This window comes from Halobellus limi, assembly GCF_004799685.1.
Classification (GTDB): Archaea; Halobacteriota; Halobacteria; order Halobacteriales; family Haloferacaceae; genus Haloquadratum; species Haloquadratum limi.
Map to the genome: position 1 here is coordinate 2,911,384 of NZ_CP031311.1, position 14,602 is coordinate 2,925,985.

13 protein-coding genes are annotated in these 14,602 nt (G+C 68.8%); 7 read left to right on the plus strand and 6 right to left on the minus strand.

The genetic code is table 11. From position 1 onward, the window contains the following. Positions 1–1,308, minus strand: coding sequence for an MBL fold metallo-hydrolase (locus DV707_RS14415; protein WP_103993084.1), 1,308 nt, complete (start codon positions 1,306–1,308; stop codon positions 1–3). A 127-nt stretch (positions 1,309–1,435) separates the two neighbouring features. On the opposite strand from DV707_RS14415, the gene DV707_RS14420 reads away from it, so the two are divergent. Beyond that, positions 1,436–2,740, plus strand: a complete 1,305-nt coding sequence (locus DV707_RS14420) for an acetamidase/formamidase family protein (RefSeq protein WP_103993083.1) — start codon at positions 1,436–1,438, stop codon at positions 2,738–2,740. Positions 2,741–2,822: 82 nt separating this feature from the next. Here DV707_RS14420 and DV707_RS18820 read toward each other — a convergent pair whose 3' ends face one another. Together DV707_RS18820 and DV707_RS14435 are read right to left on the minus strand one after the other, a co-directional pair. Beyond that, complete coding sequence (locus tag DV707_RS18820; protein WP_205742817.1) at positions 2,823–3,500, minus strand: MoaD/ThiS family protein; 678 nt, start codon at positions 3,498–3,500, stop codon at positions 2,823–2,825. 88 nt (positions 3,501–3,588) lie between these two features. Continuing rightward, a complete protein-coding gene (locus tag DV707_RS14435; RefSeq protein WP_235010860.1) occupies positions 3,589–4,431 on the minus strand; it encodes a DUF5806 family protein in 843 nt (280 codons plus the stop codon). A gap of 166 nt (positions 4,432–4,597) precedes the next feature. Between DV707_RS14435 and DV707_RS14440 the strand changes: the two genes are divergently transcribed. Continuing rightward, positions 4,598–4,966 carry a universal stress protein gene (locus DV707_RS14440; RefSeq protein ID WP_103993079.1) on the plus strand — a complete coding sequence of 123 codons (369 nt, stop codon included), beginning with the start codon at positions 4,598–4,600 and terminating at the stop codon, positions 4,964–4,966. Beyond that, positions 4,963–5,517, plus strand: a complete 555-nt coding sequence (locus tag DV707_RS14445; protein WP_103993078.1) for a GNAT family N-acetyltransferase — start codon at positions 4,963–4,965, stop codon at positions 5,515–5,517. Before DV707_RS14440 ends, DV707_RS14445 begins: the two co-directional genes overlap by 4 nt. Positions 5,518–5,556: 39 nt before the next feature. Here the strand turns inward: DV707_RS14445 and DV707_RS14450 are convergent, their stop codons facing one another. Continuing rightward, a complete protein-coding gene (locus tag DV707_RS14450; RefSeq protein ID WP_103993077.1) occupies positions 5,557–6,015 on the minus strand; it encodes a universal stress protein in 459 nt (152 codons plus the stop codon). A gap of 387 nt (positions 6,016–6,402) precedes the next feature. On the opposite strand from DV707_RS14450, the gene DV707_RS14455 reads away from it, so the two are divergent. Beyond that, positions 6,403–7,773 (plus strand): hypothetical protein, encoded by a 1,371-nt coding sequence (locus tag DV707_RS14455; RefSeq protein WP_103993076.1) that lies wholly within the window; start codon positions 6,403–6,405, stop codon positions 7,771–7,773. A gap of 116 nt (positions 7,774–7,889) precedes the next feature. Here the strand turns inward: DV707_RS14455 and DV707_RS14460 are convergent, their stop codons facing one another. Both DV707_RS14460 and DV707_RS14465 read right to left on the minus strand, forming a co-directional pair. Continuing rightward, on the minus strand, positions 7,890–9,590 hold the full coding sequence (locus DV707_RS14460) for a hypothetical protein (RefSeq protein ID WP_235010859.1): 1,701 nt from the start codon (positions 9,588–9,590) through the stop codon (positions 7,890–7,892). Continuing rightward, positions 9,587–10,975 carry an arylsulfotransferase family protein gene (locus DV707_RS14465; RefSeq protein ID WP_103993075.1) on the minus strand — a complete coding sequence of 463 codons (1,389 nt, stop codon included), beginning with the start codon at positions 10,973–10,975 and terminating at the stop codon, positions 9,587–9,589. The genes DV707_RS14460 and DV707_RS14465 overlap by 4 nt, the downstream gene beginning before the upstream one ends. Positions 10,976–11,116: 141 nt before the next feature. On the opposite strand from DV707_RS14465, the gene DV707_RS14470 reads away from it, so the two are divergent. The 3 genes from DV707_RS14470 (at position 11,117) to DV707_RS14480 (ending at position 14,484) form a co-directional block, all read left to right on the plus strand. Then, positions 11,117–12,946: an ABC transporter substrate-binding protein gene (locus DV707_RS14470; protein ID WP_170216852.1), complete on the plus strand. Its 1,830-nt coding sequence runs from the start codon at positions 11,117–11,119 to the stop codon at positions 12,944–12,946. Beyond that, entirely contained in the window at positions 12,946–13,809 is an 864-nt protein-coding gene (locus DV707_RS14475; RefSeq protein WP_103993074.1) for a phosphatase PAP2 family protein, read from the plus strand. The genes DV707_RS14470 and DV707_RS14475 overlap by 1 nt, the downstream gene beginning before the upstream one ends. A gap of 207 nt (positions 13,810–14,016) precedes the next feature. Further along, the gene (locus tag DV707_RS14480; RefSeq protein WP_103993073.1) at positions 14,017–14,484 is read left to right on the plus strand and encodes a universal stress protein; all 468 of its coding nucleotides are present in this window, start codon (positions 14,017–14,019) and stop codon (positions 14,482–14,484) included. Positions 14,485–14,602 lie beyond the last annotated feature (118 nt).

The following is a 14,602-nucleotide window of genomic DNA, read 5'->3' on the forward strand; positions in this document are numbered from 1 at the left end:
TCACACCACGACGGTCTCGCCGACCGCCGGCGCCCTCGCGGTGAACCCGTCGGCCGCGAGTTCCTCGGCGAACGACGCACAGCGGTCGCCGTGGTTCACCAGCACCGTGGCGTCGTCGTAGTCGGCGAGGAACTCCCGGAGGCCCGACCGATCCGCGTGCGCGGAGAAATCGTACTGCTCGACTCGAGCACTGATGGGCATCACCCGACCGTCGATCTCGGCGCTCCCCGTCTCGAGGAGGTCTCTCCCGGGAGTCCCCTCGACCTGATAGCCGGTCATCGTGATCTTGTTCACCGGGTTCGATCGGATCTCGGGGACGTAGGTCATCGCCGGACCGCCCGAGAGCATCCCGCTCGTCGTGACGATCGCGGCGTTCTGATCGGCGATGCGCTTGCGTTGCCCGTCGCGGCCGGTGACGAACCGCGCGTGCGACTTCGCCCGTCGAAGCGCGGCGGCGTCGCGGACGAACTCGGGGTGTCGCCGCAGCATCTCCGTCACCCCCTTGCCCATCCCGTCGACGTAACACGGGATGTCGTACTCCTCGCAGACGAGCAGCAGCTCCTGGGTGCGCCCGATGGCGAAGGCGGGGACGACGACCGTCCCGCCCTCCCAGAGCGTCGTCTCGACGCTCTCGACGAACCGCCGTTCGACCGCCGCTCGGGGGTCGTGTTCGACGTCGGAGTAGGTGCTCTCGCAGACGACGACGTCGGCGTCGGGGCGGGCGGTCGTCCCCGCGACGAGCCGCTGATCGTCGGTGTGGAAGTCGCCCGTGTAGAGCAAGCGTGTACCACCGTCGTCGCCGGATTCCCGCCGAGTGCCGCCGCCGTCGTCGCCGGGCCGCGTCCGATCTCCCGAGGGACTTCCTCCCTCGCTGACGAGCACGTGCGCGCTCCCGGGGATGTGGCCGGCGTTGTAAAGAGTCACTTCGTGGCCTGCCGCCTCGAACGTCTCCCCGTAACCGTGCGTCTGCGACACCTCGGTGACGCGCTTCACGTCGTTCTCGGTGAAGGGACAGTTGTACGATCCCCCGTGGAGTTTCAGCGTGTCGCGGGCGAGCGTGAGCGCGAGTTCCCGCGTCGGCGGCGTCCAGTGGATCGGCGGCCGGTCGGAACCGGAGAGCAGCGCGGGCACCGCCCCGGCGTGATCGAGGTGGCCGTGGCTCACCACGACCGCGTCCGGGTCCGGCGTGTCGACGGGGAACTGCGGCGGCGTGCCAGCGAGCATCCCGAAGTCGAGGAGCAGCGAGTCGTTGACGAGGACCGCGCTGCGTCCGACCTCGCGAGCGCCGCCCAGAAACCGGATGTCCATCGACGGAGGGTAGCGGAGCCGGCGGTTTGACGCCGTCGATCGGGGCGCTCGATCCAGCGGAGATTCGGAGCCGGCCGCGCGGACGCACGCTAACGCTTAACCAATCCCGAACGAAAGATAATACACAATGTCACAGCAAGTCGTCTCCGAACTCCACGTCGACGAGTACACGCTCGGGCTGGTCGGTCCGGACCAGGAGTGGGCCGGCACCGTCGCCGACGGCGGCACCGTCCGCACCCACACCCCGCCCGCGTGCTGGGGACCGATGATCACGCCGAAGTTCCGCGGCGGCCACGAGGTAACGAAGCCGATCGCCGTCGAGGGCGCGGAGGTCGGCGACGCCATCGCGATCAAGATCCGCGACGTCGAGGTGACGAGCGTCGCGACGAGCACCGGATCGATGGACGAACGCGAGGGGGCCTTCGGCGACGACCCCTTCGTCGATCACAAGTGCCCCGAGTGCGGTGCCGAGTGGCCCGAGAGCGTCGTCGAGGGCACCGGCGAGGAGTCGATCCGGTGTGCGGAGTGCGGCGCGAACGCCTCGTCGTTCGCCTTCGAGTACGGCATCACGACCGTGTTCGACGACGACTACGAGGTCGGGATCACGGTCGACGAGGAGGCGGCTCACGACCTCGCCGAGCGCGCTGAGGAGGCGAGCGCGCTCCCGGAGAACTCGCGGCAGCACCCGATTCTCCTGTACGAACCCTCGGAGATGCCCGGGACGCTCGGGCACCTCCGGCCGTTCGTCGGGAACATCGGGACGACGCCGCCGATCGAACTCCCGGACTCGCACAACGCCGGCGACTTCGGGCAGTTCCTCATCGGCGCCGAGCACGACTGGGGACTCGACAGCGAGGACGAACTCGACGCCCGCACCGACGGCCACATAGACATCAACGCGGTCCGGGAGGGTGCGATCCTGATCTGTCCGGTGAAGGTCGACGGCGGCGGCGTCTACGTCGGCGATATGCACGCCAACCAGGGCGACGGCGAACTCGCACTGCACACGACGGACGTCAGCGGCCACACCGAGTTCGAGGTCGAGGTCATCAAAGGCCTCGACATCGGAGGCCCGCTCCTCCTTCCCAACGAGGAGGACCTCTCACACATCAGCAAGCCGTACACGGAGGAAGACAAGGCGCGCGGCCGCGAACTCGGCGCGGAGTACGGCGTCGACGTCGAGACGGATATGGGACCGATCCAGGTGATCGGGTCGGGCGCGACCGTCAACGACGCCACCGACAACGCCTTCGACCGCGCCGGCGACCTCCTCGGGATGAGCGAGGGCGAGGTCCGCACCCGGTGTACGTTCACCGGCGGCGTCGAGATCGGTCGGCTCCCCGGCGTCGTTCAGCTCACGATGCTCGCGCCGATGGACGTCCTCGACGACCGCGGGCTGGCGCACCTGGTGCGCGAACAGTACGGACTCTGAGAAGACAGTACGGACTCTGAGAGGGCCAGAACTGGCTCTGAGAAGGCAGCGCGGCCGAGGTCCAGTCGGCGACGGCCGGGGATCAGCCGCCTCGCATCGCGGGGTGGATACTGAGCGACGCGTCGGCCGGACACGGATCGTCGGGCTCGGCGGCGGTTCCGTCGACCGCGAGGCGGACGCTGGAGGCGAGCCGCCCGTCGTCGCCGAACAGGTGTCCCTCGGCGCGCGGGTACGCGGCGACGACCGCGTCGACGGCGTCTCGAACGGTCCCGCCCTCGAAGTCGACGCTGACGCGTTTGCCGCCGGTCGCGCTCCTGAGCGGCCCGTACACGGTGACGTCCATAGCTAGTCCGTCGCGTTCGAGACAGTTGGGTGCTTCCACGTCGCCACCGCTCGGATGGCCTGCCGAATCCGGTCGATCGAGGAGAGCGACTCGGCGACGAGCACGGGAGGCATCAAAAGGAGACGTTGGCGTCGTCCGTGGGGCCCGACTCGCCCTCGGCGGGATTGCTCCCCTGTCGTCGTAGAACTTGCGACCGATGTACTCGTCGCTCACGTTGCCGATGATGGTCTTGTACAACTCGTCGGCCGAGCCGTACGTCTCTTGACCGACGGCGCTGACGATCGTCGAAACCGTGTTGCTCTTTTGATCAGCGGGCGTCCCGACTTCGACCTCTCCGATTCGTTCGACCATCTCGTCGTGGTCGATCGGATACTCGAGTTCGTCGTCGAGAAAGTCGAACAGTTCGTTAATCTTCATAATTAATAGTTTATCTATGCGGGAATAACCCTTGTGGTGTCGGGACCCGACCGGATCTCGGCGGAGAGAGCAGCCGGTCTGACAGTTCTTATCGATCGTCGTCGGGATCGGCGTCCGGACCGATCCCGTCCTCGTCGGCCAGTTCCTCCGCGCGGAGGTCCGCGCTCGCCTCTCGGACCTCCCGCATCACGCTGGAGATCCGCTCTTCGGCCTCCATCTCCTCCTCGACGGAGAGGTCGACGCCCTCGACCTCCAGGAGGAACTTCGCGATCTCTGTCACCTCGTACATCAGTTCGTCGAGTTCCTCGGCGGTGAAGAAGCCCGACATCGCGCCGTAGAGGAACGTCGCGCCGGACTTCCGGATCTTGTCCTCGAACGACGAGCGCGCCTGGTTGACGGCCTGCGGCGTGTACGTGTCGGTCATGAACGGCACGAGTTCGGGGAGGTTCTCGCCGATCTTGGTCATCTCGACGCCCGTCTCCGTCCGGAAGTCCGCACACAGTCGGGCGATGGCCCACTCGCGCGCGGTGATGTACGTCCGGTCCCGGAGGAAGTCGTTGACGCGGTCGTACTGCGCGCCGTCGACCTTCTTGAACCGGGCGTACTTCCGGACGTCTTCCGGCGTTTCGGCTCCGCCGTCGTCGGATTCGGACGGCGTCCCGGAGCCGGCGGTGCTCGACGGGTCTCCCGCACTCGACGTGCCGTCGCTCCCGGTCGGCGCGTCGCCGCCGGACGCCGGCTCCGATTCGGCACTCGACGCCGCACCGTTCGCCCCGTCCGCCCGTGGGTCGTCCCTCTCCACACCGGATCCGTCGTCTCTGTCCGACTTCTCGTCTCCGTCCAACGTCTCGTCGCCTTCCGGTGCCGGTCCCGACGCGTCGACGTCACTCCGTGACGCGTCGGGCGTCGACGCCGAAGCGTCGTCGTCCATACTGCCGGGTGTCGCGCCGACGGCAAAAAGCGTTCTGTCGGGGGTCGTCGGTGGGTCCGCGTCGGACCGGCGGCGATCCCGCGTCCGCCGGTCGGTCCGCGAAGCCGGACCCGCCGCACACACCCCACCCGACGATTTTTCTACTCCGGCGATGACATCGTGGCATATGAGAATCCTCTTTGGCGTCGGCGGCTCTGACGACTCCCTCCGAGCGCTGGAACGGACGATCGAACGGGCGAGCGAGGCGGGCGACGACCTGACGGTCGCGATCCTCGAAGAGGGCGGCACCGACCGTACTGTCGACGACGTCGAAGCCGACGTCAGAGACGCGCTCGACGCCGGCGGTGTCGAGGCCGATATCCGGTTCGTCGAGGGCGATCCGGGAAGCAAACTCGTCGACGTCGCCGAGTCGGAGGGCTTCGACCGGATCGCACTCAGCGGCGGGACGACCAGCCCGATGGGGAAGATCCAACTCGGCAGCACCGCGGAGTTCGTCCTGCTGAACTCACACGTCAGCGTCTCACTCATCCGATGAGCCGAGATCGACGGTTCCCCGACGAGGTCGCCGGGCCGTTCGAGGGCCCGCCGCGGCGGTTCGAGGACCGAGAGGGGCGCGAGATCGAGATCCGGGCACACGACGGCAGTGAGCGGGAGTACGAGGCGCTCGCGGCGATGTACGACGAGTTCGACCCGGCCGACCGCGCGCAGGGGATCCCCCCGAGCGACGAGCGCCGCATCCGAGAGTGGCTCGACAACGTCTTTTGTGACGCCTGTCTGAACGTCGTCGCGTGGGACGGCGACACCGCCGCGGGACACGCCACGCTCGTCCCCGACGACGACGCCCACGAACTGGCGATCTTCGTGCTGCAGGAGTATCAGGAGGCCGGGATCGGAACGCATCTGATGGAGGCGCTGCTCGGCCACGGGGTCGAGTCGGGCGTCGAGAAGGTGTGGCTCACGGTCGAGCGGTGGAACCAGCCGGCCGTGGGGCTCTACAAGAAGATCGGCTTCGAGATCTGCGACTCCGAGAGCTTCGAGATGGAGATGGCGATCCGCCTGACGGACGGCAGCGACGAGGGCGGATAGGCGGTCGGGGGCGAGACGCCCCGCAACCGCGAAGTGACCTCAAACGGACAGCACCGGCTGGCTCGCGTACAGCAGCACGTACTCTGCGGCCTTCGCGAGCACCTCGCCGGGGTCGCCCGAGACCGGCTCGCGGGGGACGACGAGGAAGTCGGCGTCGAGTTCCTCGGCGGTGTCGAGGACGACGCTCCCGGGGTGTCTGAGCTTCATCTTCGTCGAGAACCCGTACGCGACGGACGTCGACAGCGGGACCTCGTGTTCCGCGGCGATCCGCTCGGCCGCCTCCATGATCGCTTCGCCGTCCGCGGCGACCTGCGCGTCGTCGACGACCCCCTCCTCGATCTCGCGGACGACCTCCTCGCCCAGGACGTGGACGACGTGGACCCTCGCGTCGTACTTGGAAGCGATCGCGGCGGCGTACGCTACCGCGTCGGTCGACTCGTCGCTCGCGTCGACCGGGGCGAGCACGAGGTCGACGGACAGCGGTCGGCGGTCGGTCATACCCGCACCTGCGACGCCCGACGGCAAAAATCCTCACTTCCGAGACGGCCGGTTCACCCCGCGCGGGCCGAGCGGCCCGAGGAGGGCCGCGGAGCGCTCAAAAAAGCCGCGGACCACGACCGGCGAGCGTTTATGTACGATCGGGCGGCCAGCGTCCCCGTGACGTGAGATTCGCCCCCGGGTCGGACGCGGTCGTTCGGCACGGCGATCCGGGGAGTGGGCGACCGGCAGCGAATCGAGGGGCTGATCGGTCGTCCGACGGCGTGCCGACTGTTCGCCAGTTCGACGGTGTGTCGGTCGTTGACCGGCTCTGCGTCCGCGATACCGGGGACGCTGCACCACCCGGGAGAGCGACACGCTAATTACTCTCACGGGCGATGAGAGACCGTGCGGTATCGCTGGGCACTCGCACTCGTCGTGCTCGTCGTCGCCGGTGCGCTGGGCAGCGCGTTCGTCGACCCCGGCGGTGGGGCGGACGGGGAGGCACCTCCGGCGGAGCAGTTGCTCCGTCCGTCGGAGGCCGAGAGTTACGTCTGGCCGTACACGAGTCGAAGTCGCTCGGTCGAGGGCCGCACCCTCGCGCTGAACGTCGTGATCATCGGCACGCCCGAGGACGTCCGCACCATCCTGACGGACCGTTCGGAACTGGAGTGGACGGAGGCCGACGAGGACCACGAGGCCAACGGTTCGGTGGCGATCGAGGCCCTCAACCAGTCCGCGTCCCTCGGAGGATCAAACGAGCCCGAGACCACCGGACCCGACACCGCCGACCCGACCACCGAACCTGACACTCCCGACCCGACCACCGAACCGGTCACCGAGTCGGACTCGCTCGCCCGGCTCAACGAGTCGATCGACCTCTCGCCGTGGCGGTCCGCGCGCGGGTCGTCGCGCTACACCTACGTGGCCGAGAACCTCAGCTCCGGGCGGTGGGTCGAGTCCGAGTACCAGCTCGCGACCGGGACGTATCTCGGCAGCCGAACGCACATCCGGGCGTATCCCGGCCCGTCCGACGACTGGACCGCACTGCAGGCGCACACCGAGTACTGGGACTGGTTCCGGCTTCGCCACACCGTCACGGGCATCAAGAGGGGCGGGCGGACCGTCGAGCGCGACCTCCGCGACGAGCCCTTCGTCACGGACGTCAATCGCGTATACCACGGCCACAGCGGCGGCGGCAGCGACGGCTGGATGTCGGTGATACGGATCACGTCGGCGAACTGGACGCTGGTGCCGTCCTCTACGACCGACGCGTCCGCGAGAGCCACGGCGCTGGGAGCCGTCGGCCTCCTCCCCACCGCGGCCGCGTTCGCCGTCGCCGCGGCACCACTGCGCCGGCGTGACCTCCGGGACCTCGCCCTCCCGATCGCGGTCGTCGGGCTCGTCCTCGGCGTCCGTTCGGTCGGCATCGCCGCCGAGGGGCTGTTCCCGGCGACGAACCCGAAGGTATTCGCCGCCGTGCTCTACCCGACACTGATCGCCGGGCCGTTCGTCGCCAGCGCGCTGCTGGCCCGCAACAGACCGGGGACGCGGATGGCGCTCCTCGCGGCCGCCGGGCTCGGGGCCGCCTTTGTCCTCGATTGGGGCAGCGTGGGCGTGCGAGTCGTCTCGATCCGGCTCGTGTTGCACCGGTTCGCGCTCGTCGGGGTCTTCGGACTGTTCACGCTCGGCGTCGCCGAGGGTGATCGCACGCTCGCCGGTTCTGGGGTGGCCCTGTGGCTGGTGGTCCTCGCGGCGACGCTCTTCGGACTCGTCTGATACTGTCGGGCGAAACTCCGTGACGCGTTTCGGCGCCCCGGGATGCCAAGAGTGCTCCCGTAGTTGTCCGACAGTACGAGAACCGTCGAGAACGGGGTGCGGAAGTCGCGAGCGGCTCAGCCCGTCCCGACGTCGGTCGCGCGGTAGATCACGACGCCGTCGTTCTCGTAGGCGCGCTCCCAGCGCTCGGACCGCTCGAAGGACCGCTCGATCGTCCCGAACTGCGCGGCGTTCTCCCCGCGGATCGTGTACTGCCCCTTCGGCACGAAGACGTGCGTCGGCCGGTCGTCGCCGACGCCGGTCGCGACGCCCTCGACGCACGCGACGCTCTGACACCTCGAAACGGACTCGTACGCCGCGTCCTGGCGATCGAACGCCGCTGAACCCTCCCACTCGACCCCCCAGTAGCCGACGAGCAGCGTTCGGTCCGTCAGCGCCGGGAGCCACTCGGCGGCGTCGCCGAGGACGACGAACCGGGCGTCGGGATCGGTCTCGGTCGCGATCCACGCCATCGCCTCAACGTCGTCGCCGTCCAGGAACTCCGGCGTCGACGGGTCGGTCACGAGCGTCGTCTCGTAGGCGAAGTACGCGCCGCCGACGAGCGTCCCGAGGAGGATCACGGCCGCGGCCGCCGCGGCACGGCGATCCACACCGACGCCGGTCGCGTCGGCATCGCCGTCGTCGTTTATGTCGGAGAAGCCCAAGTTCCGGCGATGGAGTGAGTCGGAATCGGCGTCCCGGGCGCGCAGGAGCGTCACGGCGACCGCGGGGACGAGCACGGCGGCCACCGTGTAGGCGAACCGGGGCTGTTTGAACACCAGTTCCGCGACGACGAGCCAGACCGGGAGGAGGTACTCGCGGCGGATCGCCAGATAGACCGCGGGCACGAGCGCGACGGCGATTCCCGGGGAGATCGCCCCCGCGAGCGCATCGGCTCCCCCGCCGACCCCACCGTGGGTCCCCGACGCCGCGGTGAAGACGCCGACCCCGTGGGTCGTGAGCACCCACGCTAACCACGGCGATGCGAGCAGCGCCCCGCCGAGTCCGACCGCCAGCCCCGCGGCGAATCCTGGCAGCGACCGGTCACAGAGGAGCCAGAAGAGGACGTAGCTCACGACGACGAACAGCGAGTACACCGGGTGCGTGAGCACCGTCAGGCCGAACGCGAACGCGCCGACTCCGATCGCACCGCGTCGGGGTCGCAGCGACGCGGCGCGGGTCGCCTCGTCCCGCGCGAACGTCCGGTACCCGGCGTAGACCGCGACCGTCGCGTAGCAGAACGCGAACGCGCGGACGACGCCGCCCGCGGAGAGGTGCCACTCCAGTATCTGCGGGTTCAGCGCCACCAGCCCGACCGCCGCGGCCCCCGCCGGTCGGGAGCCCGCGACGTCGCGTCCGAGCAGGTAGATCGGCACTAGCGCGGCGAGGAACCCGACGCTGGGCAGGAACCGGGAGATGGCGACCGGGTCTCCGCCGAGGTCGACGAGCGCGGCGTAGAGGTAGAACTGCAGCGGCGGGTAGGCGAACGGGACCCCGTCGGCGGTGTACCCCGGGATTCGGGCGGGGAGCGAGTACCCGTGGGCGACGATCTCGGCCGATATCTTCGCGTACAACCCCGCGCCGTAGGCGGGATAGGCGTTCGTCGCCAGGTAGACCGCGACGGCGACGACGCCGGGCAGCAACGCGAGGCCGAGCCAGGGACCGTCCCGAGCGTCGAACGGAACGGTCGCTCCCGCGTTCTCGACGGCGGCCCGAAATCGTTCGAACAGGGAACGGAGCCGTCGAACCGACCGCGACGTGGTCGTCCCGCGGGTCATTTTCGTCCGAAGCGAATCGGCGATCCGAGTTCGATCGTGCGGGCGGAGCGACGGTACTCGACGAGCCCCCACGACGGGAGCGAGAGGAGCAGCACGAGCGCCGCCAGTCCTTCGAGCGCGCCGACCCACCGCGGCAACAGATACGAGATCCCGTTGACGACCTTCGGGGGGAGCGCCGCGACGAGCCGATCCGACACGGAAGCGTCATCGAGGTCCGGCGACCGCGACGACAGACCGAGCGGCGCGGCGCTCTCGCCGCCCGCGCTCTCGTCGCCCGTCCCGAGCCGTTCGGACTCGTAGGGGAAGCCGACCGTCGCAGACCAGACGATCTCACCGTCGGTGTCGATCTCGAAGACGCGGTCGCCGTTGGAGTCGGTCACGAGCGTGTGCCCGTTCGGCAGTCGGTCGGCGTCGCGGGCCCACTGCATCCGGCGATCGCTCCAGGTCCAAGAGCGCTCCCACGACCCGTTCGCGCGCTGGTACTCGACGATCCGGCTGTTCTCCGAGTCGGCGACGAGCACCGCGGGGCCGCCGTGCTCGGGCGGGATGTAGTCCGGGTTGTGCTGTTCGTACAGCGTGTCGTGGTCGCCGTCGGATCCGAGGGTCCAGTTCTCCAGCAGTCCGCGCTCGAAGTCGACGAACGCGACCTGATCGTGGTTGCGGAGACTCACCATCACCGCGTCCCGACCGTCGATCTCGACGTGCTCGACGTCGTTGAGATGCGTCCAGTCGTCGGGGAACGGACCGCCGCTCGCGACGTCGAAGTCCGACTGGGCGTCCCACTCCCACTCGGTGAGTCCGGTCGTCGTGTTCGCGACGAAGACGCGGTCGCGGGCGATGTCGGCCACGAGCAGGCGCTCGTCGTCGACGCGGTCGACGTCGTGCCACCGCGTGGAGTGCTTGCCGGGCGTGATCCGGCTGAAGACGTCCGTCCGCTCGCCGGTCGTGAGGTTGACCCGCTCGACGCCGTTTCGCGTGCAGACGGAGTCGCCGCCGCACTCGGAGGCGTCGAGGTGGTCGGCGTAGACGAACTCGACGGTGGCGTCGGTCCCGGAGATGGGATCGACGTCCCAGTAGCGCGTGTGTCGGTTCTCGTAGTAGTGTATCGATCCGTCGGGAGCGAAGGCGACGAGTTCGGCCTGCGCGCGAGGGGCGTCGTTCTCGTCGGTCACGAACGCGTTCGAGTCGGTCGCGACGACCGTGACGTTCGATCTGGGCGCGACGACGGGCGACCGATCCCCCGATCGGAACGCCTGTTCGACGCCCGGATCGCCGGTCACCTGGTCGTTCGTCCGTTCGGCCTGGACGTATCCGCCGACGAGCGTAGCGGCCGAGAGGAGAACGAGTGCGGCGAAGAGTCCACGGACCGTCCGGCGGGAGGGCATTACAGGCGACAGACACTCGACGGTAATATACTGCCCGTTCGCCCGCCGTTCTCGCCGTTCCCGCCGTTCGGCCAGAGCCTTCAGTCCGAGTCCTCTGCGGAGACCCAAGCGCTATTAGCGTCGTCCGGCTATGGACAGGATATGTCGCAGTCGTCGAGCGGGTACGGCGTCCGCCGTCGGGCGGTCATCGGAACCCTCGGTGCGGGAGCCTCCGCCGGCCTCGGGGGCTGTCTGCGCCGGGCCCGTTCGATCGCGGGCTGGGATTCGATGGACCCCGTGTCCCTCCGAATCAAGACGCTCCCCGCGGATTCGGACCCCTACGCACTCCACGCGGCGCGGACGATCACGTCGTGGTACCGGGCGGCCGGGATCGACGCGCAGGTCGTTCCGGTGTCCGAGGAGGAACTCCTCCGGCAGGTGCTTTTGAACAAGAACTTCGACGTGTTTCTCGTCCGGATGGCGGCGCGCCAGCGGGATCCGGACGCCCTGTACGGCCTGCTACACTCGCAGTTCGCCGACGCGCGGGGGTGGCAGAACCCCTTCGGGTACGCCGATCTCGACGTCGACGAGTGGCTGGAGACCCAACGTCGCTCGACCGGCGACCGGAGACGGGAGGCGGTCGCCGAGCTACAGCGATCGATCGCCCGCTCCCAACCGTTCACCGTCGTCGGGTTCCCCGACGAGATCCGGGCCGCGCGAAGAGGGAACTACACGAACTGGCAGAGCGCGAACTTCCGGTCACCACAGGGGTATCTAACGCTGGGACGAATCGTCGAAGGAACCGCTGAAGGGGGCGACGACGCGGATTCGGTGCTCCGTGTCGTGGGGACCGATCGCCGGGCGACGGAGAACCTGAATCCCCTCTCCGTGGAGTACCGGCGCTCCGGCGTGTTGACCGGGTTGTTGTACGACGCTATCGGACAGCCCACTCCCGAAGGGACGACCCCGTGGCTCGCGGAGTCCTGGGCGTTCGCCGAGAGCGACGATGGACCCCGGGCGACGGTCCGGTTGCGCTCGGATCAAACGTGGCACGACGGAGAGCCCGTGACCGCCGAGGACGTCGCCTTCACGTACGCGCTCTTGGCGGACACGTCGCTCGGTTCGTCGGAGGGGCAGGACGGCGAGACGGCGGCAGAAACACGCGTTCCAGCACCGCGGTTTCAGGGACGGATCGGACTCGTCGACGACGTCCGGACGCCCGCCGCCGACAGGGTCGTCTTCCAGTTCGGCGACTGCTCCCCGCGGGTAGCGACACGTGCGTTCACCGTGCCGGTCCTGCCGAAGCACGTCTGGCAGGATCGGACGGATGCCGTCTCGATCAGCGGCATCGAGGTCGGGAGCGCGACGGAGGCGCTCGTGACGAACAACATCCCACCGGTCGGAAGCGGCCCGCTCCGATTCGTGCAGAACACGCCACGAGAGTCACTGCACTTGGAGGCGAACGAGAGCCACTTCCTCTTCGACGACGAGGGCACGGGCGCGCGGCCGGGCGTCGGCCCGCCGGCGTTCGATCGCCTGGTGCTTCAGGTGGTCGGCTCCGACGACGCCGCCGTCGGGGTCGTCGCCGACGGCGGTGCCGACGTGACGGGGACACCGGTCGGTGCGGACACGGTCCCGCGGATCGGTCGGACCGCGGACCTCGGGCTTCTCGTCCAGCGGTCGACGTCGCCGTACGTCGTCGGGTACAACACGCAGACGCCACCGCTCACGAATCCCCGGTTCAGGCACGCCCTCGCGCGCCTGATCGACCGGTCGCACCTGGCTGCGGAGGTGTTCGACGGCTACGTACGGCCCGCGGTGAGGCTCCTCGAGGGGACCGAGTGGGTACCGGAGGAACTCCGGTGGGACGGGGCCGACCCGGTGACGCCGTTCCTCGGTACGGAGGGTGAAGTAGACGCCGCACGAGCGAGAACGGAGTTCCGAGACGCCGGATTCCAGTACGAGGACGGACGACTCGTGAGGGGGCAGTAATGGCGCTCGTAGACGTGCTGCTGCAGGTCGGCGTCGTGGTGGCAGTCGGTCACCTACTCGCGATGCTGCTCGTCGTAGAGCGGAACCAGCAGCGACGCGGCCGCCGAATCGGCTCGGCGGTCGCCCGGGTTCGATCGAACCTGACGTCTGTCGCACCCACGCTCGGCGTCCTCGCCGCCGTCCTCGCCGTCAACAAGGTCGTTCGCGACGTCGGCGTCGAGCTGTCGTGGCTCATCGGAATCAACCTGACGGGGTACATCTACCTGCTCGAATCGCAGTTCGTCGCGGCAGTGCAGAGTTTCGCGCACCCGGTCTTGACGACGTACTTCGGGTTCGTCTACGTCTTCGGGTACACGTTCCTCCTGACGTTCCCGGTGCTCGCGTACGCGGTCTGTGAGCGGTCGCGGCCGCTGCGTGTGCTGTTTCTCACGTACATTCTGAACTACGCGTTCGGGCTCTGCTGTTACGTCCTGTTCGTCGCCTACGGCCCGCGGAACTTCATGCCGGAGCTGGTCGACCCGCTGTTGTACACGAGCTGGCCGCAGTCGCAGTTGCTCGTCCAGCAGGTCAACGTGAACACGAACGTGTTCCCGTCGCTGCACACGTCGCTGTCGGCGACGGTCGCGCTCTTGGCCTACCGGTTCCGAGCGGTGTACCCCCGTTGGCTGCCGGTCGCGACCGTGCTGGCCGTCTCGATCACCGTGTCGACGATGTACCTGGGCATCCACTGGGCGACCGACGTCGTCGCCGGAATCGCCGTCGCCTGGGCGAGCGTCGAACTCGCGACGCGGATCGACGACGGGGCGCTCTCGGGATGGCTGCGTCGCCTGCAGGGACGCGAGAGCGAGGCGGTTCGGCGGTGAGGCGTCGGGGCGGAAGCGGAGCGAACAGACCGGAGAAGGGTTCGGTACGAAGCGGGACGAAAACGCGTTCACACGTGAACTCCGCAAAACGGACCCGACGGGACTCCCACGAGCGGTAGCGAGTGGGAGGTCGTCGGGGGAGTGAAAACGAGCGAAGCGAACGGACCCGACGGGATTTATGCCGAACCGAGGCGAACGGAGGCGTATATGTTCGAGACGATCGTCATCGCGACGGACGGCTCCGAGAGCGTCAGGCGGGCCGTCGACGTGGCGCTCGACCTCGCCGATCGGTTCGACGCCGAGGTGCACTGCCTGTACGTGGTCGACGAGGGCGACGTGGCGTCCTCGCCGGAGCGCCTCCGCGACGAGATGGAAGACGCGCTGGTCGAACGGGGGGAAGAGGCGATCGACGAAGTCCGCGATTCGACCGAGCGCGCGGTCGTCGCCGCCGTCGAGGAGGGCCGTCCGGCGTCCGAGATCGACGAGTACGCCCGCGACGTCGACGCCGACGTCGTCGTGATGGGGACGCGCGGAAGACACGGGGAAAACCGCTTTCTCATCGGCTCGGTCGCCGAGCGCGTGGTCCGGACCTGTCCGATTCCGGTGCTGACCGTCCGGCAACTCGCCGACGACGAGGGCGAGGCGGAGTTGACGGGCACGCCAGAGACGGTCTGACCGGTCCGATCGTGGGCCCTGACCCGACCGTGCCCTGATCGCCCCGAATCGAGTCGAGAGCGACGGCGACCGTCTGCGGACGCGGAACCACGGCGGTTTTTACGCGTGCTCCCGTCGG

What these genes read in the sequence shown, in the direction of transcription:
- DV707_RS18820 (WP_205742817.1), bottom strand. Translation starts at nt 3,500, where the DNA reads ATGAAGATTAACGAACTGTTCGACTTTCTCGACGACGAACTCGAGTAT.
- DV707_RS14465 (WP_103993075.1), bottom strand. Translation starts at nt 10,975, where the DNA reads ATGCCCTCCCGCCGGACGGTCCGTGGACTCTTCGCCGCACTCGTTCTC.
- DV707_RS14460 (WP_235010859.1), bottom strand. Translation starts at nt 9,590, where the DNA reads ATGACCCGCGGGACGACCACGTCGCGGTCGGTTCGACGGCTCCGTTCC.
- DV707_RS14480 (WP_103993073.1), top strand. Translation starts at nt 14,017, where the DNA reads ATGTTCGAGACGATCGTCATCGCGACGGACGGCTCCGAGAGCGTCAGG.
- DV707_RS14440 (WP_103993079.1), top strand. Translation starts at nt 4,598, where the DNA reads ATGAGAATCCTCTTTGGCGTCGGCGGCTCTGACGACTCCCTCCGAGCG.
- DV707_RS14420 (WP_103993083.1), top strand. Translation starts at nt 1,436, where the DNA reads ATGTCACAGCAAGTCGTCTCCGAACTCCACGTCGACGAGTACACGCTC.
- DV707_RS14415 (WP_103993084.1), bottom strand. Translation starts at nt 1,308, where the DNA reads ATGGACATCCGGTTTCTGGGCGGCGCTCGCGAGGTCGGACGCAGCGCG.
- DV707_RS14450 (WP_103993077.1), bottom strand. Translation starts at nt 6,015, where the DNA reads ATGACCGACCGCCGACCGCTGTCCGTCGACCTCGTGCTCGCCCCGGTC.
- DV707_RS14470 (WP_170216852.1), top strand. Translation starts at nt 11,117, where the DNA reads ATGTCGCAGTCGTCGAGCGGGTACGGCGTCCGCCGTCGGGCGGTCATC.
- DV707_RS14435 (WP_235010860.1), bottom strand. Translation starts at nt 4,431, where the DNA reads ATGGACGACGACGCTTCGGCGTCGACGCCCGACGCGTCACGGAGTGAC.
- DV707_RS14475 (WP_103993074.1), top strand. Translation starts at nt 12,946, where the DNA reads ATGGCGCTCGTAGACGTGCTGCTGCAGGTCGGCGTCGTGGTGGCAGTC.
- DV707_RS14445 (WP_103993078.1), top strand. Translation starts at nt 4,963, where the DNA reads ATGAGCCGAGATCGACGGTTCCCCGACGAGGTCGCCGGGCCGTTCGAG.